At 68.3% G+C, this 19,293-nt stretch carries 28 protein-coding genes and 2 pseudogenes; 8 read left to right on the top strand and 22 right to left on the bottom strand.

Annotated features, from left to right (window positions below):
* Window positions 1-10: 10 nt before the first annotated feature.
* The 15 genes and pseudogenes from K9S39_RS06850 to K9S39_RS06790 all read right to left on the bottom strand — a co-directional run bounded on the left by K9S39_RS06850 (window position 11) and on the right by K9S39_RS06790 (window position 6,314).
* Window positions 11-652 (bottom strand): toprim domain-containing protein, encoded by a 642-nt coding sequence (locus K9S39_RS06850; protein ID WP_248862428.1) that lies wholly within the window; start codon window positions 650-652, stop codon window positions 11-13.
* Window positions 653-692: 40 nt separating this feature from the next.
* Window positions 693-749 (bottom strand): annotated as a pseudogene (locus K9S39_RS42845) (hypothetical protein); the annotation flags it as partial.
* A 95-nt stretch (window positions 750-844) separates the two neighbouring features.
* Window positions 845-1,258, bottom strand: a complete 414-nt coding sequence (locus K9S39_RS06845) for a PDDEXK family nuclease (RefSeq protein ID WP_248862427.1) — start codon at window positions 1,256-1,258, stop codon at window positions 845-847.
* The gene (locus K9S39_RS06840; RefSeq protein ID WP_248862426.1) at window positions 1,255-1,482 is read right to left on the bottom strand and encodes a hypothetical protein; all 228 of its coding nucleotides are present in this window, start codon (window positions 1,480-1,482) and stop codon (window positions 1,255-1,257) included. The genes K9S39_RS06845 and K9S39_RS06840 overlap by 4 nt, the downstream gene beginning before the upstream one ends.
* Entirely contained in the window at window positions 1,479-1,757 is a 279-nt protein-coding gene (locus tag K9S39_RS06835; protein WP_248862425.1) for a hypothetical protein, read from the bottom strand. The genes K9S39_RS06840 and K9S39_RS06835 overlap by 4 nt, the downstream gene beginning before the upstream one ends.
* Window positions 1,751-2,494, bottom strand: a complete 744-nt coding sequence (locus K9S39_RS06830) for an AAA family ATPase (RefSeq protein ID WP_248862424.1) — start codon at window positions 2,492-2,494, stop codon at window positions 1,751-1,753. The genes K9S39_RS06835 and K9S39_RS06830 overlap by 7 nt, the downstream gene beginning before the upstream one ends.
* An 80-nt stretch (window positions 2,495-2,574) precedes the next feature.
* Window positions 2,575-2,853, bottom strand: coding sequence for a hypothetical protein (locus K9S39_RS06825; protein WP_248862423.1), 279 nt, complete (start codon window positions 2,851-2,853; stop codon window positions 2,575-2,577).
* On the bottom strand, window positions 2,853-3,170 hold the full coding sequence (locus tag K9S39_RS06820; protein ID WP_248862422.1) for a hypothetical protein: 318 nt from the start codon (window positions 3,168-3,170) through the stop codon (window positions 2,853-2,855). Before K9S39_RS06820 ends, K9S39_RS06825 begins: the two co-directional genes overlap by 1 nt.
* Window positions 3,170-3,859 (bottom strand): hypothetical protein, encoded by a 690-nt coding sequence (locus K9S39_RS06815; RefSeq protein ID WP_248862421.1) that lies wholly within the window; start codon window positions 3,857-3,859, stop codon window positions 3,170-3,172. Before K9S39_RS06815 ends, K9S39_RS06820 begins: the two co-directional genes overlap by 1 nt.
* Window positions 3,860-3,921: 62 nt before the next feature.
* Complete coding sequence (locus K9S39_RS06810; RefSeq protein ID WP_248862420.1) at window positions 3,922-4,149, bottom strand: hypothetical protein; 228 nt, start codon at window positions 4,147-4,149, stop codon at window positions 3,922-3,924.
* Window positions 4,149-4,328 carry a hypothetical protein gene (locus K9S39_RS06805; RefSeq protein ID WP_248862419.1) on the bottom strand — a complete coding sequence of 60 codons (180 nt, stop codon included), beginning with the start codon at window positions 4,326-4,328 and terminating at the stop codon, window positions 4,149-4,151. The genes K9S39_RS06810 and K9S39_RS06805 overlap by 1 nt, the downstream gene beginning before the upstream one ends.
* A gap of 132 nt (window positions 4,329-4,460) precedes the next feature.
* Window positions 4,461-5,297, bottom strand: coding sequence for a RecB family exonuclease (locus K9S39_RS06800; protein WP_248862418.1), 837 nt, complete (start codon window positions 5,295-5,297; stop codon window positions 4,461-4,463).
* Window positions 5,294-6,031: a WhiB family transcriptional regulator gene (locus K9S39_RS42020; RefSeq protein WP_283112289.1), complete on the bottom strand. Its 738-nt coding sequence runs from the start codon at window positions 6,029-6,031 to the stop codon at window positions 5,294-5,296. The genes K9S39_RS06800 and K9S39_RS42020 overlap by 4 nt, the downstream gene beginning before the upstream one ends.
* Entirely contained in the window at window positions 6,031-6,159 is a 129-nt protein-coding gene (locus K9S39_RS42015) for a hypothetical protein (RefSeq protein ID WP_283112288.1), read from the bottom strand. The genes K9S39_RS42020 and K9S39_RS42015 overlap by 1 nt, the downstream gene beginning before the upstream one ends.
* Window positions 6,156-6,314: a hypothetical protein gene (locus K9S39_RS06790; protein ID WP_248862417.1), complete on the bottom strand. Its 159-nt coding sequence runs from the start codon at window positions 6,312-6,314 to the stop codon at window positions 6,156-6,158. Before K9S39_RS06790 ends, K9S39_RS42015 begins: the two co-directional genes overlap by 4 nt.
* Window positions 6,315-6,403: 89 nt before the next feature.
* Here K9S39_RS06790 and K9S39_RS06785 point away from each other — a divergent pair, with 89 nt between their 5' ends.
* Window positions 6,404-7,210, top strand: coding sequence for an oxygenase MpaB family protein (locus K9S39_RS06785; protein WP_248862416.1), 807 nt, complete (start codon window positions 6,404-6,406; stop codon window positions 7,208-7,210).
* A gap of 24 nt (window positions 7,211-7,234) precedes the next feature.
* Here K9S39_RS06785 and K9S39_RS06780 read toward each other — a convergent pair whose 3' ends face one another.
* From K9S39_RS06780 to K9S39_RS06770, 3 genes and pseudogenes are all read right to left on the bottom strand, one after another.
* The gene (locus K9S39_RS06780) at window positions 7,235-7,846 is read right to left on the bottom strand and encodes a class I SAM-dependent methyltransferase (protein WP_248862415.1); all 612 of its coding nucleotides are present in this window, start codon (window positions 7,844-7,846) and stop codon (window positions 7,235-7,237) included.
* Window positions 7,824-8,147, bottom strand: coding sequence for a hypothetical protein (locus K9S39_RS06775; protein WP_248869227.1), 324 nt, complete (start codon window positions 8,145-8,147; stop codon window positions 7,824-7,826). The genes K9S39_RS06780 and K9S39_RS06775 overlap by 23 nt, the downstream gene beginning before the upstream one ends.
* A gap of 61 nt (window positions 8,148-8,208) precedes the next feature.
* A pseudogene (locus K9S39_RS06770) lies at window positions 8,209-8,373 on the bottom strand (cytosine permease); the annotation flags it as partial.
* A gap of 412 nt (window positions 8,374-8,785) precedes the next feature.
* Here K9S39_RS06770 and K9S39_RS06765 point away from each other — a divergent pair.
* Complete coding sequence (locus K9S39_RS06765) at window positions 8,786-9,400, top strand: GTP-binding protein (RefSeq protein ID WP_248862414.1); 615 nt, start codon at window positions 8,786-8,788, stop codon at window positions 9,398-9,400.
* A 62-nt stretch (window positions 9,401-9,462) separates the two neighbouring features.
* On the opposite strand, the gene K9S39_RS06760 is transcribed toward K9S39_RS06765, so the two are convergent.
* Complete coding sequence (locus K9S39_RS06760) at window positions 9,463-9,891, bottom strand: PPOX class F420-dependent oxidoreductase (RefSeq protein WP_248862413.1); 429 nt, start codon at window positions 9,889-9,891, stop codon at window positions 9,463-9,465.
* Window positions 9,892-10,057: 166 nt separating this feature from the next.
* Here K9S39_RS06760 and K9S39_RS06755 point away from each other — a divergent pair, with 166 nt between their 5' ends.
* The 4 genes from K9S39_RS06755 (at window position 10,058) to K9S39_RS06740 (ending at window position 12,261) form a co-directional block, all read left to right on the top strand.
* Entirely contained in the window at window positions 10,058-10,471 is a 414-nt protein-coding gene (locus K9S39_RS06755) for a roadblock/LC7 domain-containing protein (protein ID WP_248862412.1), read from the top strand.
* A 74-nt stretch (window positions 10,472-10,545) separates the two neighbouring features.
* Window positions 10,546-11,448, top strand: coding sequence for a DUF6397 family protein (locus tag K9S39_RS06750; protein ID WP_248862411.1), 903 nt, complete (start codon window positions 10,546-10,548; stop codon window positions 11,446-11,448).
* A gap of 355 nt (window positions 11,449-11,803) precedes the next feature.
* The gene (locus K9S39_RS06745; RefSeq protein ID WP_248862410.1) at window positions 11,804-11,962 is read left to right on the top strand and encodes a hypothetical protein; all 159 of its coding nucleotides are present in this window, start codon (window positions 11,804-11,806) and stop codon (window positions 11,960-11,962) included.
* 17 nt (window positions 11,963-11,979) lie between these two features.
* Window positions 11,980-12,261, top strand: coding sequence for a hypothetical protein (locus tag K9S39_RS06740; protein WP_248862409.1), 282 nt, complete (start codon window positions 11,980-11,982; stop codon window positions 12,259-12,261).
* A 115-nt stretch (window positions 12,262-12,376) separates the two neighbouring features.
* Here K9S39_RS06740 and K9S39_RS06735 read toward each other — a convergent pair whose 3' ends face one another.
* The 3 genes from K9S39_RS06735 to K9S39_RS06725 form a co-directional block, all read right to left on the bottom strand.
* Window positions 12,377-12,727 (bottom strand): four-helix bundle copper-binding protein, encoded by a 351-nt coding sequence (locus tag K9S39_RS06735; RefSeq protein WP_248862408.1) that lies wholly within the window; start codon window positions 12,725-12,727, stop codon window positions 12,377-12,379.
* Window positions 12,728-13,721: 994 nt separating this feature from the next.
* Window positions 13,722-14,639: an acyl-CoA thioesterase gene (locus K9S39_RS06730; RefSeq protein ID WP_248862407.1), complete on the bottom strand. Its 918-nt coding sequence runs from the start codon at window positions 14,637-14,639 to the stop codon at window positions 13,722-13,724.
* Between the two features lie 52 nt (window positions 14,640-14,691).
* The gene (locus tag K9S39_RS06725) at window positions 14,692-17,205 is read right to left on the bottom strand and encodes a DEAD/DEAH box helicase (protein ID WP_248862406.1); all 2,514 of its coding nucleotides are present in this window, start codon (window positions 17,203-17,205) and stop codon (window positions 14,692-14,694) included.
* A gap of 133 nt (window positions 17,206-17,338) precedes the next feature.
* On the opposite strand from K9S39_RS06725, the gene K9S39_RS06720 reads away from it, so the two are divergent.
* Window positions 17,339-18,130: a metal-dependent hydrolase gene (locus tag K9S39_RS06720; RefSeq protein WP_248862405.1), complete on the top strand. Its 792-nt coding sequence runs from the start codon at window positions 17,339-17,341 to the stop codon at window positions 18,128-18,130.
* A gap of 204 nt (window positions 18,131-18,334) precedes the next feature.
* A complete protein-coding gene (locus K9S39_RS06715; RefSeq protein ID WP_248862404.1) occupies window positions 18,335-19,081 on the top strand; it encodes a L,D-transpeptidase family protein in 747 nt (248 codons plus the stop codon).
* The last annotated feature ends 212 nt before the right edge of the window (window positions 19,082-19,293 follow it).

Raw genomic sequence — 19,293 nt, 5'->3', positions numbered from 1 at the left:
GGTCCTCTCCTTACTCGCTGATGAGCTTTCGAAGGCCATTTGGCCCTTCCTTGACGTAGATCGAATTGCAGTCTTCGCCCGCCGGTATCCGCACGGGGCGGGCTCTGACCTCCTTGGCCAGGAACTTGGCGAAGCGACGACCCGCCTTGTCGCCGTCGGCGAAGGTGTAGATCTGATCGAAGTCCTCCAGGCAGCGACCCCAGTGGTCCTGCCAGGACTCCACGCCCGGCACCCCAACGGCCGGGAGTCCGGCCATCGAGAGCGTGGCTGCGTCCAGCTCGCCCTCGGCAACGCAGATGGCGCGGCCGGGCTTCTTCAGGTCCAGGACGTTGTAGAGGCGGTTTTCCGCACCGTCCATGCCCAGGTATTTGGGGCAGTCCTCGGAGGCGCAGTCGTGCTGTCGCAGGCAGCGGAAGCGGATGTTCACCACGCCCGTGGGCGTGAGGTAGGGGATGGCGAGCCTCCCCGCGAAGCCCTCATGCCCGACCAGATGCCGCCGCACGACGCCCAGGCGGAACGTAGCGGCTTCCGCCGGCCCGAACCCCCTTCCCATCAGATACGCCTGGACGCTGGTATCGCTTGTCAGATTGCTCTGGTAGGTCGACACCGCTTGCTCGAAGAATCGCCTCTGTTCGGCGGAGAGCGTCTGCACGACCACAACCCTCCATCAGCATCACCAGGTTGATCGCCGTGCCTTTCGCCTGGCAGGCGTGACAGAAGAAGACGCCCTTCTCAGCGTTGATACGCATCGAAGGGCGTCTCTCTCCATGGACGGGGCAACAGACCTGCTGCTCGCCCCAGCGGGCCTCGCTCAAGTCAACGCCGTAATGAGCAAGAACGGGGCCTAGAGGCCAAGAACGCTGATCATCTGCCGAAGAACGTCCCGCCCGAGGTCGAAGTCCATCCGAACCCATCGGCACTCCTCCAGCTTCGTGAACCGCATGTCCTCCAGGCCGACTTGGTAGGCTGGCATCCAGAAGCCCCATTTCGTCACCGGCTTGTACGGGGTCTTGACGACCAGGAAGCAGTTGTCCGCCTCGGCGTTGGCCATCTCGGTCAACGTCTCGCGCTGCCACTTAGCCAGCTCGATCTTGACGGCGGCTTTGACCTCGCCGACGACGCCGGGGATGCCGGCGACGTCGCCCTTGTCCTTGCTGCCGGCCAGGGCCCGCCGCTCGGCGGCGGGCCAGTACTCACGCAGATACTTCACAGCCTCGCGTTCGGCGGCCGTGCCCTTGTTCTTGCTCTTGCTGCTCACAGGCAGTTCCTGACGTGCTGCCAGGCGAAGGCCATGGCGCTCTCGTGGGTCATGTGTGGGTAGCCGTTGGCCGGAATGGACTGCCGCGGACAGACGTGCTGCCACGTCCAGTACTCGCCTTCTTTGAAGACCTTGGCCTTGTTCCAGGGGACATCGTCCGGGTCGACGACCTTGTAGATCGGCAAGTCGTGACCGAGGAGCGGCAGGTTGTGGTGGTCGCTCACCGCGCGTCCCCCATGAAGCGGACGTACAGGCGGTGTTCGCCGTCCACGGTGCGAGCGACGGCTTCGAAGGACCCAGGCGGGTCGTAGGCCAGCAGCTTGGCCGTACGGATGGCGTAGCTCACGCTCCCGGCGCTCTTGGCGGTCGGCTGAAGGCCGACCAGCGCCCACTGGCCCGGCGCCTTGCGCAGCTCCGCGGCGATCTCCGCGTGCTCTCCACGCGGTCGCCGCACGGCTCCCGGGACAGCCGGGGGTTCCTCGAACTGGATCTCTACCATCCCTGATCCTCTCCTTGCCCCCAGCCGCCATAGCTCAGCGAGCTGGGTATGTGTACGTAGTCCGACACCCGGGCGCAGGCAGGCTCGACCTGCATGCGGAAGGGGTGCTTGGCGTCCTTGTCGGACTTACCGAATCGGTTCTTCACGCAGGCGGCCCACAGGTCGCCCTGCTCATCCACGCCGAAGTTGACCATCAGCACCGGCAAGGCGGAGATCTTGCCGAGTACCTCGCCCCGGGTGGGAACCTTGTTCCTGGAGCCGTCGGTGCAGTGGTGCACGAGCAGCACTGCGGCCCGGGTCTCGCGAGCGATCACGTTGGCTTGCCGCATGACCTCACGCAGCGTGGCCCATTCGTCGCCGAAATCCGCGCCGATGTTGGACAGGATGTCCACGACCAGAAGCTCGGGCCAGCGGCCCTCCACCTCGTGGTACGCGTACAGCTCCAGCCACAAGTCATCCGGCGAAGGATTCGGTGCGAAGACCCATCTGAGGAAGTCGTAGCGGCTCAGGGACTGCCCAGCCTCTTCCGGATGCTGGGCGATCCATGACTCCAGCTCCTCGGTGTCCTTGCCCGTGGCGATCCCGAGGAGACGGGACGCCACTGTCAGGTCGTCGGAGTCGTTGGAGAAGGCGAGCGTGGAGACGCCCATCTTCGCGACGAGGTTGAGCACCACCATCGTCTTGAAGGACCCGGCCATGCCGGAGAAGAGATGCACCGAGGCCCGGCGCAGGAACATCTTGCGATCAGTCCAGGACGTGAAAGCGGGGGGCAGCGGCTCATCGCCGACTACCCCCCGCCCCACGAAGCGGCTAAGGGTCAGCACCTACGTGCCCTATGCCGCTCTTCGATGCTCAAGCGCAGGGCGGGCCGTCGTGCCGCCTGCTCCTGCTCCTTGACGGCGAGCCGCGCCTGCTTCACCTGCTGAGCGGCGATGCGTTCACGTTCGGGCCGCTCCGCTCGATCCTTGATGACCCGCTCGACCATCTTGGCGTCCTCGGACTTCCCGCCCGCCACCGCGATGATGGCGATCGTCAGGGCCGGGAACGCGATGGCGAAGGCCACCGCGATGTTGGCCCAGTCCTTGAGTGTGTCCACTAATCCACCCCCTCTCCCTCGTCACCCCAGAGGCTGCCCGCTCGGCGGACGATGCGCAGGAATGACCAGGAATCGTCGGTAACAGATCTGTACACCAGGAGCGGGGCGTGCTCCCAGTCCACGCGGTGCAGGACGTTGACGACCGCCAGCGGGTCGTCGACTTCGGCCCGGAGGCCGTAGACCGGGTTGGGGTCGAACATCAAAGAGAGCAGCCACTCGCGGCCGACCAGGCCGCGCGTCTCGGTCTGGAGGGACCGGATGGAGTCCACCCGCTCCCGACCGTGCGGCAGGAGGACGTACGTCACGACCTCGCTCATCAGGCCGGCACCGGGTTCCAGTTGCCCAGCGACTGGACTACATCACCGGCAACCCAGTACTGGCCGTTGCCTGCGAAGCGGATCTTGCCCTTGAAGAACTGCTGGTTCTGCTCCCGGTAGTTCTTGAAGGAGTCGTCTCCGCGGGGCACGGTGATCTTGTAGACCTGCGGCCAGTCGGTCGGCCGCGGCTTGGGTCCGTTACGGCTGTTGCCGTTCTGGCCGCCGCCGTTGTTGCCCCACTGCTGCTGAGCAGGCGCTGGCGGGGTCGGGGCCCCGACGTTCTGCCAGGCGGCCGGAGCCGTCCCAGGAACGCCCGGCGGAGGCACTTGCGGGTTGTAGTTCACCCCGCCGTTCGGAGCCGGCGGGGCGGGCGCAGGCGGCCCCTGGGGGGCCGGGACCGGGGTTACCGGGCCCGCGCCCTGGGCCAAGGTCATCTCGGCCTTCAGGTGGCTGTAGATGGACGCGAGCATGGTCGTCGTGCCCGCGTCCTCCAGCTCCTGGAAGCGATCGTTGATCTCCTGTGCAGAGTTGGCTCGGACCACGATCATCGGGCCGCGACTGTCCATCGAGATGGTGAACAGGTGGTTGTGCGGATTCAGAGGGGTCTCCGGGTAGACCGCCTGCGCGTCCTGCTCGACCTGGCTCCAGTCCTCGTCCGACTCGACTGGGGCAGGGGTGGTCTCGGTCATTCGTGCTCCTTGCATGCGAAAAGCCGGGCAGTTGCCCGGCTTGGTGATTCGTTTGTGAGGCGTCAGTCGGTCTCGGGGAACATCGCGTCGAAGCAGCCTCCGCAGGTGCGGGAGATCATCAGTTCGCGCTCGTCATTCGTGAGATACGGGAACGCATCCTGCGCGAACTTGCCTCGCTTGAAGTCGAAGAAGTCCTCGGGGCTCACGTCGAAGATGTAGACCTTTTCGCACGTGGTGCATTGCACCTGTAAGGGCTCCCGCGGCAGCGGCGGCAGGGGTACGGCGGCCATCAGTCCTCCTCTTCGGGCCGCTCGTGCGGCTCTAGTTCGTCCAGCACCAGTCCTCGCTGCGCCGCGTCCTCCCGCTCGCCCTCCTCGGAGCTGCGCTCTAGAACGAGAAAGGCCACGCTCTGCGTGGCCAGGTGGGTGAGGAGTAGCGCCAGGGTCAGCGCCGCGAGTGCGAGACTCATACATCCGCCTCTTCCTCCATCGAGGGCGCCGGTGGCGCCCCTTGGTTCGGTTGTGGTTCCACTCCTCAAGCACAAGGGCGCCCCACAGGGCGCCCAAGGTGAGAGAGAAGATGATCAGTGAGACCTCGATCATCAGAACGGGTACTGATGGTCGGGGTGATCGGGATGGTTAGGGTCGTACTGGGCTGCCAGCGGGCCGCGCTTCGCGTAGCACGCGGCACTGACATCGCAGATGAAGCACTCCCTGTCGAAGCCGTTCGCGGGGAACTCTCCGGTCTCGATCAGTTCCCACGCCTCGCCGTAGACCTTGCCGATCGACTCGGGCGTGTGCTCGCTCAGGTTGAAGGGCTTGCCGAGGGTGCCTTGGCGGTTCATGAAGGCCACGCCGTCGGTGATCTTCACGCCGTACTTGACCTCGATCAGCGCGGCGTACGTGGCGAACTGGTCGGCGGACTTCGGCGGCCTCTTGCCGGACTTCAGGTCCAGCACCCAGAGCTTGTCGAAGACCGGGTCATGGAAGACCCGATCCACGTAACCCTTGATCTCCACCGGACAGCCAGGCAAGAGACCAGACACGTCCAGCTCGATGGCTGGCTCGCCCTCCGGTGTGGTCCAGATCTCCCACTGCGCTCGTTCGCGCCAGGAGACGTACGTCTGGACGAACTGGAGCCCAATGGACCGCCAGGTCTCGATGGGCTCAGTCTTGGACCAGCGCCAGGCGTTCTCGTTGGGCTCCTTGTCGCGCATCTCCTTCAGTTGGCGGTCGAAGTGAATGCTCCAGGTCGCTTCCAGGTCGGCGACCTGTTCGCGGTCCCACAGCTCGGTCACCTCGTGAACGGCAGAGCCCCCAGCGAGCCACAGTGCGGGCCTGCTGGGGGCCTTGGCGATGCGCGAGAGGAAGTACGCCTTCGCGCATCTCAGGAGGGTCTCTCGCGAGCTGTGCGAGAGATGCGTCGGGGGTTCGTTCACGCCGCCCTCTCTTTGTCGGAAATGACGTAGCGCGGGACGTCCCGGTGGAACCTGACGTCCTTGGCTTTGATCCACTTCAGCGCGTGACCGCGACCGACGCCGATGTGGACGAAGATCCATCGACCGTCGGACGACTCGCCCTTGTAGAAGGCGTCTGTCACCACACCGTTGTGACGGACCCATAGATCCCGCTTCCCGCGCTTGGCAGGGAAGGGGAGCTCGGTCCGCTCGGGGAGCGGGCGGTCCACGACCTTGGTCTTACGTTCGGCCTTGACAGCCGCCAGATGCTCCTCGTATTCGGCTACCAGCTCCTGCCCCAGGACGGACGGGACGCCGGTCAGGTGGCGGATCTGGGACCAGTCCATGCGCACCTTGCGGGTGTAGTGAGGGGCACCGGACGGGGTGCGCAGGTCATGCAGGAACTTGCCCCACTCCAGGCGCTTGTCCTTGGGCCAGCGCCTGCCCTCCCTGATCAGGGCCTGGCGCAGACGACGGCGCTCTCGTTCATCAAGACCACCCCAGACGCCGTAGTCCTCGCCAAGGGTGTCGCGTCGACACTCCTCCAGTACCGGACAGTTCTGGCAGATGTCCTTGGCGGCGGCCCAGAGCTCGCTCGTCGCGGTCGAGGGGACGTGGCCGGCCGGGCCGGAGTCGGGGAAGAAGACCTTGGTGTCCACTCCCCGGCACGCCCGGTCCTTCCGATTCGCCCATCGCCTCTCGGTATCGACCAGCATCACCCCTCCCACCAATGGAGGGCGAGGGTGATGCCGAGGAAGCCGCCGATCAGCGTCATGATCAGGACGGTGGCGGCTCCCCACCAGTCGATCTTCTTGAGCCACGTCAGTCTCCTATGGCGGCTCATCCGTGGTCCTTCGGTTGTCGGTATCCGGCGCGACTGCGCTCGGCCATGACGCCGCGCTTGTACGCGGCTTCTAGGTGCCGGAGGAGGACGTCGTACAACTCCTCGTGACCGGCTATGTCGTGCAGCAGCTCGCGCTGCCAGTCCTCTTTGGCCATGTCCTCTCCAATGCGAAGAGCCCCCGGCATCGGCCGGAGGCTCTTGGTGTATCTGTGCTGGTCAAGCGACCAACGTAATTTGAAAACGGATGGCACCTGGGGATACGTGCCCGCTGGAACTCGCGCTCTACCGCACCTACGCCGTGCCGAGCATCGGCCGCCTGCTGGCCGAAACCGCCGAGCTTACGGACCGTACGCAAAAGCGCTACGACGACACGGCGCTCCTCCTGGACGCTGTCCTGGAGCACGGTTTTGACGGCGAGGACGGCCGAACGGCAATCCGCCGCATCAATCAGATGCACCGCAGCTATGACATCGGCAACGAAGACATGCGGTATGTCCTGTGCACCTTCGTGGTGGTGCCCAAGCGCTGGCTCGACCAGTACGGGTGGCGGCGGCTGAGCGAGCACGAGACCCGCGCCATCGCCGCCTACTACCGCACGTTGGGCCGCCACATGGGAATCACCGAACTCCCGCTGACCTACCAGGACTTCGAGCGCTGCCTGGACGACTACGAGGAGGCGCACTTCGGCTGGGACGAGGACGCGCGGCGGGTCTCGGACGCCACCTTGGACCTGATGGCGAGCTGGTACGGGCCGCTCGCCCCGGTGGTGCGCGGGGCGAGCAGGGCCCTGCTGGACGACGCGCTGCTCGACGCCTTCCGTTACGAGCGGCCGAAACCGGCGGTCCGGACTGCCGTGCACACCGCCCTGCGGCTACGTGCCAAGGCCGTACGGCTGCTGCCGCCCCGCCGCACCCCGCACTACGCCCGGCAGAACCCCGAGATCAAGGGCTATCCGAACGGCTTCCGCGTCGCCGACCTGGGCACCTTCCCCGCCGCCCGCCGCGTGGGCGGCTGCCCGGTTCCGCATACGAAGGGCCCGGAGGCGTCCTGACAGAGCAGACCTCACCCCGGCGCCTCACCCCTGGCGGACCGCCAGCGCCAGGTAGCGGGAGTCCTCGTCCACGTACCGGACCAGATCCCAGCCGCTGTCGGCCAGGAGAGGCCGCAGATTCGGCTCCGCCCGGAGGTCGTCGGGGGTGAGCGGGCGTCCCTTGCGTGCGGCGAGGGCGGCCCGCCCGATGGGGTGGAAGAGGGCCAGCCGGCCACCGGGGCGTACGACTCTGGCCAGTTCTGCCATGCCCGCTGCCGGGTCGGCCAGGTGGGTGATGAGCCCGGCGGCGAAGACGGCGTCCAGGACGGCGTCGCGCAGCGGCAGTCGCATGACATCCGCGAGCAGCAGCGCCGCGCAGCGTTCGTGCCCGGCCCGTACGGCCGTCTGCAGCATCTCGGGTGTGAGATCGGCACCCAGCACCGTCCCGCGCGCTCCCACCGCCTCCCGTAGCCCGGGCAGCGCGCGCCCTGTGCCACAGCCGGCGTCCAGGACCCGGTCGCCTTCCTGGAGGCCCAGTTCGGCGACGCCTTTGGCGAACGCGGGCGCGTCTTCGGGGAACTTGGCGTCCCAGTTGGCGGCGCGCGCCCCGAAGAACGCGCGGACGTCGTGGGGCTCACGGGCGTTGTCGTCGGTCATCGGGCTCCTTCGGGGGCGGAACGGTCGGCCAGGGGGCGAGGGCAGCGTAGAGGGTGCCCTCGACGACGAGGCCACCACGACACCGCGATTCACGGCGCCGGCGTGCCGTGCGCGGCGCTCGTACGTACCGGCTGCCGAAGCCCATCGGTACACCGTCCACCAGGACTGCGAGATGCCGGCGGATCGGGACGCCCGGAGCCAGCATCGACATGCCCGGGCTGTAGATGTCCATGATGGCCCCGGAGGTGAAGTCCCCGATGGCGGTGAGCAGATACGGCACCAGGAACCAGGTGGCCGCCAAGTGAGGCGAGGGCGACCGGCACGGTCTCCCAGGCGACGCCGGAGACGTAGCTGAACAGCGTGGGCGGCTTGTTGCCCCGCCGCCCGAAGGAGGCCCAGCCGATGGCCATGGTGGGCGCACCCGTGCGCGCGTCGGCGACCGAGATCAGTACCACCAGGACGAACGAGAGCACATAGCCGATGGCCCCGGAGGCGAGGGCCTCCCACGGGCCGAGCCCGAGCCCCATGAGAGAGCTGCCGTAGGCGAGCGACAACAGGGACAGCGGAGTCGGCCGAGGTGTTCGCGCCGGTGCGTGGACCGTTCACTCCTGCGCCTGCTGCGTCATGAGCTCGTGATCTCCCGCAGATATGACAGCGCGAGGAACATGCGTACGATGAGTGTGTTCGATCGCGAGCGGACCGTCCGTGGTGTGCGCACGCCGGCGCATATCCCAACCTCCCTGCCAGCGAGGCACGGTGGGGCTTCTTGATCGGGTCTTGCGCGCCTTTGACGAAATCGAGGCACTACCGATCAGTCGACGGTACGGTCCTCGCCATGGATTCCGGACGGCGCTCTGCCGCCGGGGGTTCCCCTGTGCCGAGCCATGGATCCGAACACCCCCTGACGCAACGGAACCTGCACCCTGGAGGAAACGGCCGATGAACGTCGCACAAGGGGCCACGGAGGGCGCGGTCCCGGGCCCCGGCACCGAGTTGGCCCTGAAGATCTTAGTCGCGGGCGGCTTCGGAGCGGGCAAGACGACCCTGGTGGGGTCGGTCAGCGAGATCCGCCCGCTACGCACCGAGGAAGGGCTCAGCGAGGCGGGCGAATCGGTGGATGACACCGATGGGGTGGGCCGGAAGGGCACCACCACAGTGGCGATGGACTTTGGCCGCATCACCATAAGGGCGGGACTCTCGCTCTATCTCTTCGGCACTCCGGGACAGGACCGCTTCTGGTTCCTGTGGGACGACCTGTCGGAGGGCGCTCTGGGCGCCGTGGTGCTGGCCGACACCCGGCGGCTGCAGGACTGCTTCCCGGCGGTGGACTACTTCGAGCGCCACGCCGTCCCGTTCCTGGTGGCCGTCAACTGCTTCGCGGACGCGCGGCCCTACGGCGCGGACGAGGTGGCCCGCGCACTCGACCTGGACCGTGGCACCCCGGTGATGCTGTGCGACGCGCGGGACCGCGACTCGGGCAAGGACGTGCTGATACGCCTGATCGAGCACGCCGGGCGACGGCACACCACCCGGCCGCTGGACTCGGTGGGCTGACGCAGTGTCAGCCGGATTGTCCCCAGGGGCGCCGACGGCGTACGGCCGCGCCCGCGCGCCTCTCAGTCCGCCAGCTCCGCCACGGCGATGACCTTGTCGACGCGGATCCGCACCACCATTTCTCCCGGAACGCCGTTGCGGGCGCCGAATTCCTCCGCGCGGTCCTCGCCCACGTAGCGGGCCGCGATCCGGGTCGCCCAGTGGCGCAGTTCGGGGAGATCGTCGCCGGTCTCCGCCGTGCCGTGGACGACCACGAAGGAGTAGGGCGGCCGCTCGTCGTCGACGCACAGCGCCACTCTGCCGTCGCGGGCGATATTACGGCCCTTCACGGAGCCCTTGCCGGTGGTGAAAACCAGGTCGTCGCCGTCCATCAGGAAGCACACCGGCGCGATGTGCGGGCTGCCGTCGGACCGTACCGTCGACAGCTTGCCGGTGCGAGTGCCCTCGGAGAGGAACGTCTGCCACTCGTTCTCGGTCATCTTTCGTGCCATGCCGCCATCCTCGCCGTCCGGCGCGATCGGGCACGCGCTGGCACGCCGGGCTGCCGGGCCGCTTGCCGAGATGGCGGAGGTGGGACAGGCTGGCACGGTAGTCGCGGACGGACTGCGGACCACTGTCCGGCCGACGGCGCGGATGGGTATACGGGGAGGGACCGGCATGGCATTGAGCAGCGGACTCGACTGGCTGCTGGACGACTTGACCAAACGGATGGAGAAGGTGCGGCACGCGCTGGTGCTGTCCAACGACGGGCTGGTGACCGGTGTGAGCCAGGGACTGGAGCGGGAGGACGCCGAGCATCTCGCGGCGGTCGCCTCGGGGCTGCACAGCCTGGCGAAGGGCTCCGGGCTCCATTTCAGAGCCGGGCGGGTGCGCCAGACCATGATCGAGTTCGATGACGGGGTGTTGTTCGTGACGGCCGCGGGCGACGGCAGCTGCCTGTGCGTGCTGGCCGGCGCCGACGCCGACATGGGGCAGGTCGCCTACGAGATGACGCTGCTCGTCAATCGCGTCGGCGAGCATTTGGGCGTCGCGGCCCGGCAGCCGGCAAGTTATCCACAGGCCCTGAGGTGAGGGTTGACGCGCTGTCACACCCCGCGACTACAGTCATCACTGTCAGTGATCGGCCGAGTTGCGGGGGAACAGACATGACAGTGATGTGTGACGGGCAGCAGGCGCTCGCGGCAGGACGAGCCGCCCGTGAACTGGAGCTGAGGACCGGCGAGTTCGAGCTCGCCACCCAGCTCGGGGAAGTACGGACCATCCCGGCCGGGCCGGACGGCCGGCCGGGAGCCGCCGGTCCGCTCGGCCGGCGTCGCGTTCCGGCGGAGGAAGTGGCCCGGCTCCAGGCCGAGCCGGGCTTTCCCGACACCCTCCGCGAACGCATCCGCACCGTCGGCACGACCGAGGCCGCCGGGCTCATGGGTATCGGTCCGGGCCGGTTCCTGCGGCTGAGCCGGGCCGGCTGCATCGGTCCCGTCAGGTTCTATGTGAATCGCTACGGCGCGGTGGTCTGGCTCTATCTCGCCGCCGAGGCAGCCGACTTCGCGGACCGGGAGCCCGAGCTGATGCGGGGCCACACCCCCGCCGCGATGCGGGTGATGCTCGACGACGGACAGGACTGGCGCGCCCGGCAGTGGCGCGGCCGCCGGGTCGCCCAGCTCATGGGGCAGACGGAGGACCGCTGGGAGAAGGCGGCGGCGATCGCCGCCGTACTGCCGCCGGAGGAGCTGGCCTCGGTCGCTGAGAATCCACTGGAGCGATCCGTGCTGCGCGCCCTCAGGCCCGTCCTCGCCACGGTGATCACCGCGACACCCGCCGCACGGGAGTCCTTCGAGCGGGTGCTGACGGCCGAGGAGTTCGACGAGGTGATGTGGTACCGCGTCAATCTCTCCCGGGAGCTCGAAGCGGCCCGCCGCGACGATCCCGGGCGCCCGCGGAAAGCCGCCGCGCCGCGGCCGGCCGGTCCGCGTCAGTCGCGGAGCTTCCTGAACAGCCCCTCCTGGGAGGGGCTGACGCCTCCTGCCGTACGTTTTCCGGCCAGAAAGTAGGAAAGGCGGGGATCCGGAGATGGCGGAACAACCGGATATGAGATGACGACCCGGATGCCTGGGCGGATCTGTACGTCCGTAAATCCAGCAGGGTGTGCGGGCACCGGGCGGAGCTGTCCACGGATGCGCAAGAGGCGCTCGGCCGGGGGTGGGCGAAGCGCGAGGGCCTACGCGTCCGGCGGGTGTGGAAGGACATAGCATCCGGCTACCGCGATGTGGTCAGGCCCGACTACGACAAGGCCAGCCCGGAGGACTGGGACGCGTGCGCGACGGATGGCCGCCGGGAGGATGGTGACGCCGTGACCCTCGGGTTTTCTATGGCGGGCGAACTGACGACGCCACGGCCCTGGTGGCCATGCGCGTGCGGGATCGCCTGATCGTTTCCCTGGGCGTGTGGGAGCGGCCCGACGGCCCGGTCGGTGATGGTTGGGAGGTTGACCGCCGGGCCGTGGACGGCGCGGTCCGTAACGCCATGGAGCGGTACGACGTTCAGGCGTTCCACGCGTCCACGTAGCGCTCTGGGAGAGCTACGTGGACGCGTGGTCGGAGGACTACCGGGACCGCCTGGTTATCAAGGCCGGTCCCCAATCTGCGGTGGGCTGCGACATGCGCGGCGGCCTCCAGGAGCTGATCTTGGCCAATGAGTGGCTGGTGTCGGCCGTGGAGAACGGCCAGGTGCGACGCCTCGAAGAAACGTTCCTCCTTGGTCGCACGCTGCGACGGCACGTGCTGAACACCCGGCGTCGGCCGAACCGTTACGGCCTGTCCTTCGGAAAGGCCAACCGGGAGTCCGCCCACAAGATCGACGCGTAGGCGGCCACGCCGCTGGCCGACTTGGCGCGACATCGACTCATCGAATCCGGCAAGACACGGCCCTCCGAAAGCTCGCGGGCCGTGTACTTCTACCGAGATTCGGGAGGGCGCTTGGCTAGCGGGCCATGGCCACCTGTTCGCACATGTCGGCGCACTTCCTTGTCATCTCCGCGCAGGTTCTCATCTGCGGGTCATCGAACCTCGAACACGTGTCGGCGGCCGCACGGCATGCTTCCGCGCACATCTTGCTCATCTCCGATGCCATGCGTGACTGCCGCATACACATGTCCGCGCACATGGAACACATGTCCGCGCAGTCCATGAGCGCCATCATCGTTTGGCGCTCCACCATCGGCCCGCCCTTCGCGAGAGCGTGCTGCATGGTTTGCCCGCACATGGTGTGCGCCTCGTGGCACATGTCGATGCACTGCCGCATCTGCTGGGACATCTCTGCCATCTGTGTCATGGGTGCCTCCGGTTCCAGTCGTGGGTAAGCTCCTCCAGCCGACACGCACTTTGCACTGGCCGCCTCTTGGGAGTGGTGGATGGGTGACGCTCTGCCCCATCTCCCCCACACGCCGCGTCTTGGGAGCAAGAGGCCGAAGGCGGAAACGAGGTGATCTATATGAACCTGACTACGCTTCGGAAGGGAGCACATGACCGACAGCACCGTCTCCCCGACGAAAACGAGCGGAGCTGGGGTTCTCCCGGCTCCGCTCGGACCGTGAGCGGCTGGACCGAATAGACCGGTACATGCGCGGCGAGCACGACGGGCCCTACATCGCCCGAAGTGCCACGGAGGAATACAAGCTCCTGGCCAAGCGGGCCCACCGAGACCCCGACCGACTCCGAGTCAGAACATGTTCTGCCGGACGACAAACAGGGGAGCCGGGAGGGCACACCGGAGGCGGAGGGCCAAGGCGACGGCCAGGAGCTGGAAGCCGGCACCCTCCGAGCCGAGCTCAAGGCGGCCCGCGACCAGGCGGCCCGATACCGGTCAAGGCGAGGGAGACGGCGGAGGCCCTGAAGGCGGCCGAGACGCCGGAGGAGTACCAGACGGTGGCCGACCGGGCGGCGGAGCGGGAAACGGATCTCCACAGGGAGCGCTTGGCCCGGAAGGTCAGCCTGCCGGACGCTCTGGCGGTCCTGTCTCCGGATCACGGATGGTCCGGCGGGAGTAGTACCCGGCGTCCTCCGGCTCCTGGACGGCCTCGGAGACACCCCGCCGGCCCACGCCCGGGTTCCGGTCCGCGAGGGTCCGCACGTCTTCCCTGGCGCCGTCGGGGAGAGAGCAGGTGAACGAGGATGCCGCGCACCGTGAAGGACAGGCCCCGGTGTCGGGCGGCGGAGTTCGGGACGATCACGACGTCCCGGGCATGGGGTGTAATGAACGCGCACTGGGAGGCTTCAGCTCCTGGTGTCCGTAGACCCTGGGAGCGTTGCACCGCGCCCGAGGGCTCTTAGGTGGTCACCCCTGGAGTGGCGTCGCCGTTGGTTCCGTCCATGTGACGTGGACCATAGGGACGTAGAAGCCCCTCCTGGACGACCGAGACCAGGAGTCTGCCCTCCCGGTCGTAGATCCGCCCCTGGGCCAGGCCCCGGCCGCCGGTGGCGATCGGCGACTCCTGGTCGTAGAGGAACCACTCGTCCGCGCGGAAAGGACGGTGGAACCACATCGCATGGTCGAGGGACGCCATGTCGAACCCGCGTGGCCCCCACAGGGGCTCGATCGGGATGCGGACCGCGTCGAGCAGGGTCATATCGCTGGCGTAGGTCAGTGCGCAGGTGTGCACCAGCGGATCGTCGCCCAGCGGCCCGACCGCGCGCATCCATACGGCGCTGCGCGGCTCCGCACCCTCGACCTCGTCCGGTGTCCAGCGCAGCCGGTCGACGTAGCGGATGTCGAACGGCTGCCTGCGCGCCATCCGCTCCAGCGCCTCGGGCAGCCCGCCCAAGTGCTCGCGGACCTCGTCGACGACCGTCGGCAGGTCCTCCGGGCCGGGCACCGCCCGGCGCATCGGCAGCTGATGATCGAAGCCGGGTTCCGGCTTGTGAAAGGAGGCGGTCAGATTGAAGATCGTGCGTCCCTGCTGGACGGCGACGACCCGGCGGGTGGTGAAGGAGCGTCCGTCGCGGACCCGCTCGACCTGGTACACGATCGGCACCCCGGGCCGGCCGGGCCGCAGAAAGTACGCGTGCAGCGAGTGGACCGGGCGGTCCCCTTCCGTGGTCCGCCCGGCGGCCACCAGAGCCTGGCCCGCCACCTGCCCGCCGAAGACCCGCTGCAAGGATTCCTGCGGACTGCGGCCGCGGAAGATGTTCACCTCGATCTGTTCGAGGTCCAGCAGATCGACCAGCTTCTCGGCCGGATTCGTCATGACCGGCGGCCCTCCGTCGCATCCCTCGACGGCCTCGGCCGAGGCCGTCTCCTCACCTCTGGCCCACGTCGGTGACGCGTACCACCGCACGTCCCTCCTCGTCGGAAGCGGCCAGGTCCACCTCCGCGGAGATGCCCCAGTCGTGATCACCGTTCGGGTCGGCGAAAGTCTGCCGCACCTTCCACAGTCCGTGCTCGGGATCCTCCTCGATCTGCAGAAGCTTCGGGCCGCGCGCGTCCGGACCGGTGCCCAGATCGTCGTATTCGTCCCAGTAGGCGTCCATCGCGTCGCCCCAGGCATCCGCGTCCCAGCCGGAGTCGGCATCCATCTCGCCGAGCTCCTCCACCTTGTCCAGCGCCGCCAGCTCCACCCGGCGGAACATCGCGTTGCGCACCAGCACACGGAAGGCACGGAGGTTGGTGGTGACCGGCTTGACCTCGTCCGCGTGCTCCATGGCCTCCTCGGCCGTCTCCTCCTCGGGATTGGCGAGCTTTTCCCACTCGTCCAGCAGGCTGGAGTCGACCTGGCGGACCATCTCGCCGAGCCAGGCGACGATGTCCTGGAAGTCCTCGGACTTCAGATCGTCCGGCACGGTGTGATCCAGCGCCTTGTACGCGCTCGCCAGGTAGCGCAGCACAATGCCCTCGGTGCGGGCCAGCTCGTAGAAGGAAACGAACTCGCTGAAGGTCATGGCGCGTTCGTACATATCGCGGATGACGGACTTCGGCGACAGCGGATGGTCGCCGACCCACGGATGACTCCTGCGGTACAGGCCGTAGGCGTGGGAGAGCAACTCGTCCAGCGGCTTGGGGTACTCGACGTCCATGAGGCGCTCCATGCGCTCCTCGTACTCGACGCCGTCGGCCTTCATCTGGGCGACCGCCTCGCCCCGGGCCTTGTTCTGCTGTGCGGCCAGGATCTGCCGCGGGTCGTCCAGGGTGGACTCCACGACCGAGACCATGTCCAGCGCGTAGGACGGCGACTCGGGGTCGAGCAGATCGAACGCGGCCAGTGCGAACGTGGACAGCGGCTGGTTGAGCGCGAAGTCCTGCTGAAGATCGACGGTCAGCCGGACGATCCGCCCCTCCGCGTCCGGCTCCTCCAGCCGCTCGACGATCCCCCCGTCCAGCAGCGACCGGTAGATCGCGATGGCCCGCCGGATGTGCCGCAGCTGGTTCCGGCGTGGTTCGTGATTGTCCTCAAGCAGCCGGCGCATCGCCTGGAAGGCGTCGCCGGGCCGCGCGATCACGGACAGCAACATCGCGTGGGTCACCCGGAAGCGGGAGGTCAGCGGCTCGGGATCGGAGGCGATGAGCTTCTCGAAGGTGTTCTCGCCCCAGTTGACGAACCCCTCCGGCGCCTTCTTGCGCACGACCTTGCGGCGCTTCTTGGGGTCGTCGCCCGCCTTCGCCAGCGCCTTCGCGTTCTCCACCACATGCTCGGGGGCCTGCGCGACGACAAAGCCCGCGGTGTCGAAGCCGGCCCGGCCGGCGCGGCCCGCGATCTGATGGAACTCCCGCGCCCGCAGCGTCCGCACCCGGGTCCCGTCGTACTTCGTCAGCGCGGTGAACAACACCGTGCGGATGGGGACGTTGACGCCCACACCGAGCGTGTCCGTACCGCAGATGACCTTCAACAGGCCCGCCTGCGCCAGCTTTTCGACGAGTCGGCGGTATTTCGGCAGCATGCCGGCGTGGTGCACGCCGATGCCATGGCGCACGTAACGCGACAGGTTCCTGCCGAACTTGGTGGTGAACCGGAAGTTCCCGATGAGCTTGGCGATCTCGTCCTTCTCGGCGCGCGTGCACATGTTGATGCTCATCAGCGCCTGGGCCCGCTCCACGGCGGCGGCCTGGGTGAAATGGACGATGTAGACGGGGGACTGGTGGGTCTCCAGCAGCTCGGTCAGGGTCTCCGTCAGCGGCGTCGTGCGGTATTCGTACGACAGCGGAACGGGCCGGGTCGCGGAGCGCACCACCGCCGTCGGCCTGCCGGTGCGCCGGGTCAGGTCCTCCTCGAACCGCGACATGTCGCCGAGCGTCGCCGACATCAGGACGAACTGCGCCTGCGGCAGTTCCAGCAGCGGAATCTGCCAGGCCCAGCCGCGGTCCGGCTCGGCGTAGAAATGGAACTCGTCCATCACGACCTGGCCGATGTCGGCGTGCTTGCCGTCGCGCAGCGCTATCGAAGCGAGCACCTCCGCGGTGCAGCAGATGACCGGCGCGTCCGCGTTGACGGACGCGTCACCGGTGAGCATGCCGACGTTCTCGGTGCCGAAGAGCTTGCACAGATCGAAGAACTTCTCCGACACCAGGGCCTTGATCGGCGCGGTGTAGAAGGTGACCTGGTCATTGGCGAGGGCGGTGAAGTGCGCACCGGCCGCCACCAGGCTCTTGCCGGAACCGGTGGGGGTGGACAGGACGACGTTCGCCCCGGAGACCACCTCGATCAGCGCCTCCTCCTGGGCGGGGTAGAGCGCGATGCCCTGTTGCTCGGCCCAGCCCGAGAAGGCTTCGAAGAGGGCATCGGGGTCGGCGTCGTTCGGCAGATGATCGATGAGGGTCACGCCCCCATACTGCCTTCCTTCCCCCCGTATCCGGGAACCGGAGGGTCGGAGGGAGATCATCAAACGCTACGCTGTGTCGCCGACCGGGCGTCAGAATCGCGAGAACCAAGAAACCAAGGGGTGGGGAACGACCATGATGGGACCGGCGCACTCGCTGTCCGGGGCCGCTGCCTGGCTGGGGGTGGGCGCGGCCGCTGCTGCCGCCGGGCATCCGATGCCCTGGCCGGTGATCGTCTGCGGCGCTCTGATCTGCGCCGGAGCGGCGCTCGCTCCCGACCTCGACCACAAGTCGGCCACGATCTCGCGAGCCTTCGGCCCGCTGTCGCGGATGCTGTGCGAGGTGGTCGACAACCTCTCGCACGCGGTCTACAAGGCCACCAAGATGCGGGGCGACACCCATCGCGGGGGAGGGCACCGCACCCTTACCCATACCTGGGTGTGGGCCGTGCTGGTCGGTGCCGGTATGGCCCTGCTGGCGAGCCGGGGCGGCCGCTGGGCGGTGCTCGGGATCCTCTTCGTCCACATGGTGCTCGCCATCGAGGGCCTGCTGTGGCGGGCGGCGCGGGTCTCCAGCGATGTGCTGGTGTGGCTGCTGGGCGCGGCCTCGGCCTGGATCCTGGCCGGCGTACTCGACCAGCCGGGCAACGGTGCGGGCTGGCTGTTCACCGAACCGGGACAGGAATACCTCTGGCTGGGCCTGCCGATCGTGCTCGGTGCGCTGGTCCACGACCTCGGCGATGCGCTGACCGTCTCGGGCTGCCCGGTCCTGTGGCCGATCCCGATAGGCCGCAAGCGCTGGTATCCGGTCGGCCCGCCCAAGGCCATGCGCTTCAAGGCCGGCAGCTGGGTGGAGCTCAAGGTCCTGATGCCGGTCTTCATGCTGCTCGGCGGCATCGGCGGCCTGGGTGCCCTCGACTTCATCTGACCGGCATGCCGCGGCCCCCGGCCGGCCGAGGCCCCCGCCCGCAGCGGCGCCTCGGGGCACCTGGGCACCCTGGGACGTCTCGCCGGACGCGACGCAGAGCACTGGCTTCCCTTGCAGACGCCCGCACCGGGCCATTCGTGTGGGACATGCAGGCAACAGGCGTGCGGGGGACGGTTGTCGGGGCGGCGGTGCGACCATGGGCCCATGCGGAGAGCGGGCAGAGCGACGCGGGCGGCGGCAGTGGCAGCGGCGGGGCTGGTCCTGGTGGCGGGGTGCAGGGGCAGTGCGAGCGAGGGGGGCAGTGACGATGGCGAGGGGAAGGGGGAGCGTCCCGGCGGCCCGGACGGTGGGGCGTCGACCACCACGCACCTCAGGAACATCCCGCAGGTCGGTGCCACCCTGCGGTCGAAGATCCCGGCCGATTCGCGGCAGGTCGTGGCGGTCTACGGCCAGGGCCCGGATTCCCCGGATGCCACCGTCATGCTGTACGAAAAGGGCGCCAAGGGCTGGGAACCCAAGGGGAGTTGGGCCGCGCACAACGGTCGCCGCGGCTGGACCGCGGACCATCGCGAGGGCGACAAGCGCAGCCCGGTCGGTGTGTTCGGGCTGACCGACGCCGGGGGCGTCCTCGCGAACCCCGGGACCAAGCTGCCCTACACCCACTCGGCGGCGTTCACTCCGCCCCCGTACTGGCCCAAGAGCACCCGCCATGACTTCGACCATGTCGTCGCCGTCAACTACAACCGCGTCAAGGGCACGTCCCCGCTGGACCCGACACGTCCCGAGGGGCAGGCCAAGGGCGGCGGTATCTGGCTGCACCTGGACCACGGCAGCGGGACCTCCGGCTGCGTCAGCGTCTCCAGAGCCGGGATGGTGGCACTGCTGCGCGCCCTTGATCCGGCGCGGCACCCCGTCGTGGTGATGGGGGACAAGGCGCGCCTTTCCGGCTGAGCGGAGAAGCGGAGAAAGCCGGGGGCCTGCCGATCGAGACCGCGCCGAGCGGTACGGTCGGCTCGCCCTGCTCCTCAGTGCCCTCGCCGGACGTCTGTGGCCCGAGGCGCGGGGCGGGTATCCGCCCGCCACCTCCCACGGGCTCCGCGTTCCTCGCGCTGTCCGCGACCGCCTCGCGCGGGGCCCGGCCCGCCCCACCACCCGCCGGGCCC

The organism is Streptomyces halobius (genome assembly GCF_023277745.1).
Classification (GTDB): Bacteria; Actinomycetota; Actinomycetes; order Streptomycetales; family Streptomycetaceae; genus Streptomyces; species Streptomyces halobius.
The sequence above is the reverse complement of the archived record's forward strand: the minus strand, read 5'-3'. Positions and strand labels throughout refer to the sequence as shown.

Bases quoted from the DNA above. Each gene is read 5' to 3' on its own strand.
- K9S39_RS06790 (WP_248862417.1), bottom strand. From the start codon at position 6,314: ATGGCCAAAGAGGACTGGCAGCGCGAGCTGCTGCACGACATAGCCGGT.
- K9S39_RS06805 (WP_248862419.1), bottom strand. From the start codon at position 4,328: ATGAGTCTCGCACTCGCGGCGCTGACCCTGGCGCTACTCCTCACCCAC.
- K9S39_RS06715 (WP_248862404.1), top strand. From the start codon at position 18,335: ATGCGGAGAGCGGGCAGAGCGACGCGGGCGGCGGCAGTGGCAGCGGCG.
- K9S39_RS06835 (WP_248862425.1), bottom strand. From the start codon at position 1,757: ATGGTAGAGATCCAGTTCGAGGAACCCCCGGCTGTCCCGGGAGCCGTG.
- K9S39_RS06730 (WP_248862407.1), bottom strand. From the start codon at position 14,639: ATGACGAATCCGGCCGAGAAGCTGGTCGATCTGCTGGACCTCGAACAG.
- K9S39_RS06830 (WP_248862424.1), bottom strand. From the start codon at position 2,494: ATGTTCCTGCGCCGGGCCTCGGTGCATCTCTTCTCCGGCATGGCCGGG.
- K9S39_RS06745 (WP_248862410.1), top strand. From the start codon at position 11,804: ATGCGCGTGCGGGATCGCCTGATCGTTTCCCTGGGCGTGTGGGAGCGG.
- K9S39_RS06820 (WP_248862422.1), bottom strand. From the start codon at position 3,170: ATGAGCGAGGTCGTGACGTACGTCCTCCTGCCGCACGGTCGGGAGCGG.
- K9S39_RS42015 (WP_283112288.1), bottom strand. From the start codon at position 6,159: ATGAGCCGCCATAGGAGACTGACGTGGCTCAAGAAGATCGACTGGTGG.
- K9S39_RS06785 (WP_248862416.1), top strand. From the start codon at position 6,404: ATGGCACCTGGGGATACGTGCCCGCTGGAACTCGCGCTCTACCGCACC.
- K9S39_RS06810 (WP_248862420.1), bottom strand. From the start codon at position 4,149: ATGGCCGCCGTACCCCTGCCGCCGCTGCCGCGGGAGCCCTTACAGGTG.
- K9S39_RS06755 (WP_248862412.1), top strand. From the start codon at position 10,058: ATGGCATTGAGCAGCGGACTCGACTGGCTGCTGGACGACTTGACCAAA.
- K9S39_RS42020 (WP_283112289.1), bottom strand. From the start codon at position 6,031: ATGCTGGTCGATACCGAGAGGCGATGGGCGAATCGGAAGGACCGGGCG.
- K9S39_RS06815 (WP_248862421.1), bottom strand. From the start codon at position 3,859: ATGACCGAGACCACCCCTGCCCCAGTCGAGTCGGACGAGGACTGGAGC.
- K9S39_RS06720 (WP_248862405.1), top strand. From the start codon at position 17,339: ATGATGGGACCGGCGCACTCGCTGTCCGGGGCCGCTGCCTGGCTGGGG.
- K9S39_RS06760 (WP_248862413.1), bottom strand. From the start codon at position 9,891: ATGGCACGAAAGATGACCGAGAACGAGTGGCAGACGTTCCTCTCCGAG.
- K9S39_RS06765 (WP_248862414.1), top strand. From the start codon at position 8,786: ATGAACGTCGCACAAGGGGCCACGGAGGGCGCGGTCCCGGGCCCCGGC.
- K9S39_RS06735 (WP_248862408.1), bottom strand. From the start codon at position 12,727: ATGACACAGATGGCAGAGATGTCCCAGCAGATGCGGCAGTGCATCGAC.
- K9S39_RS06780 (WP_248862415.1), bottom strand. From the start codon at position 7,846: ATGACCGACGACAACGCCCGTGAGCCCCACGACGTCCGCGCGTTCTTC.
- K9S39_RS06750 (WP_248862411.1), top strand. From the start codon at position 10,546: ATGACAGTGATGTGTGACGGGCAGCAGGCGCTCGCGGCAGGACGAGCC.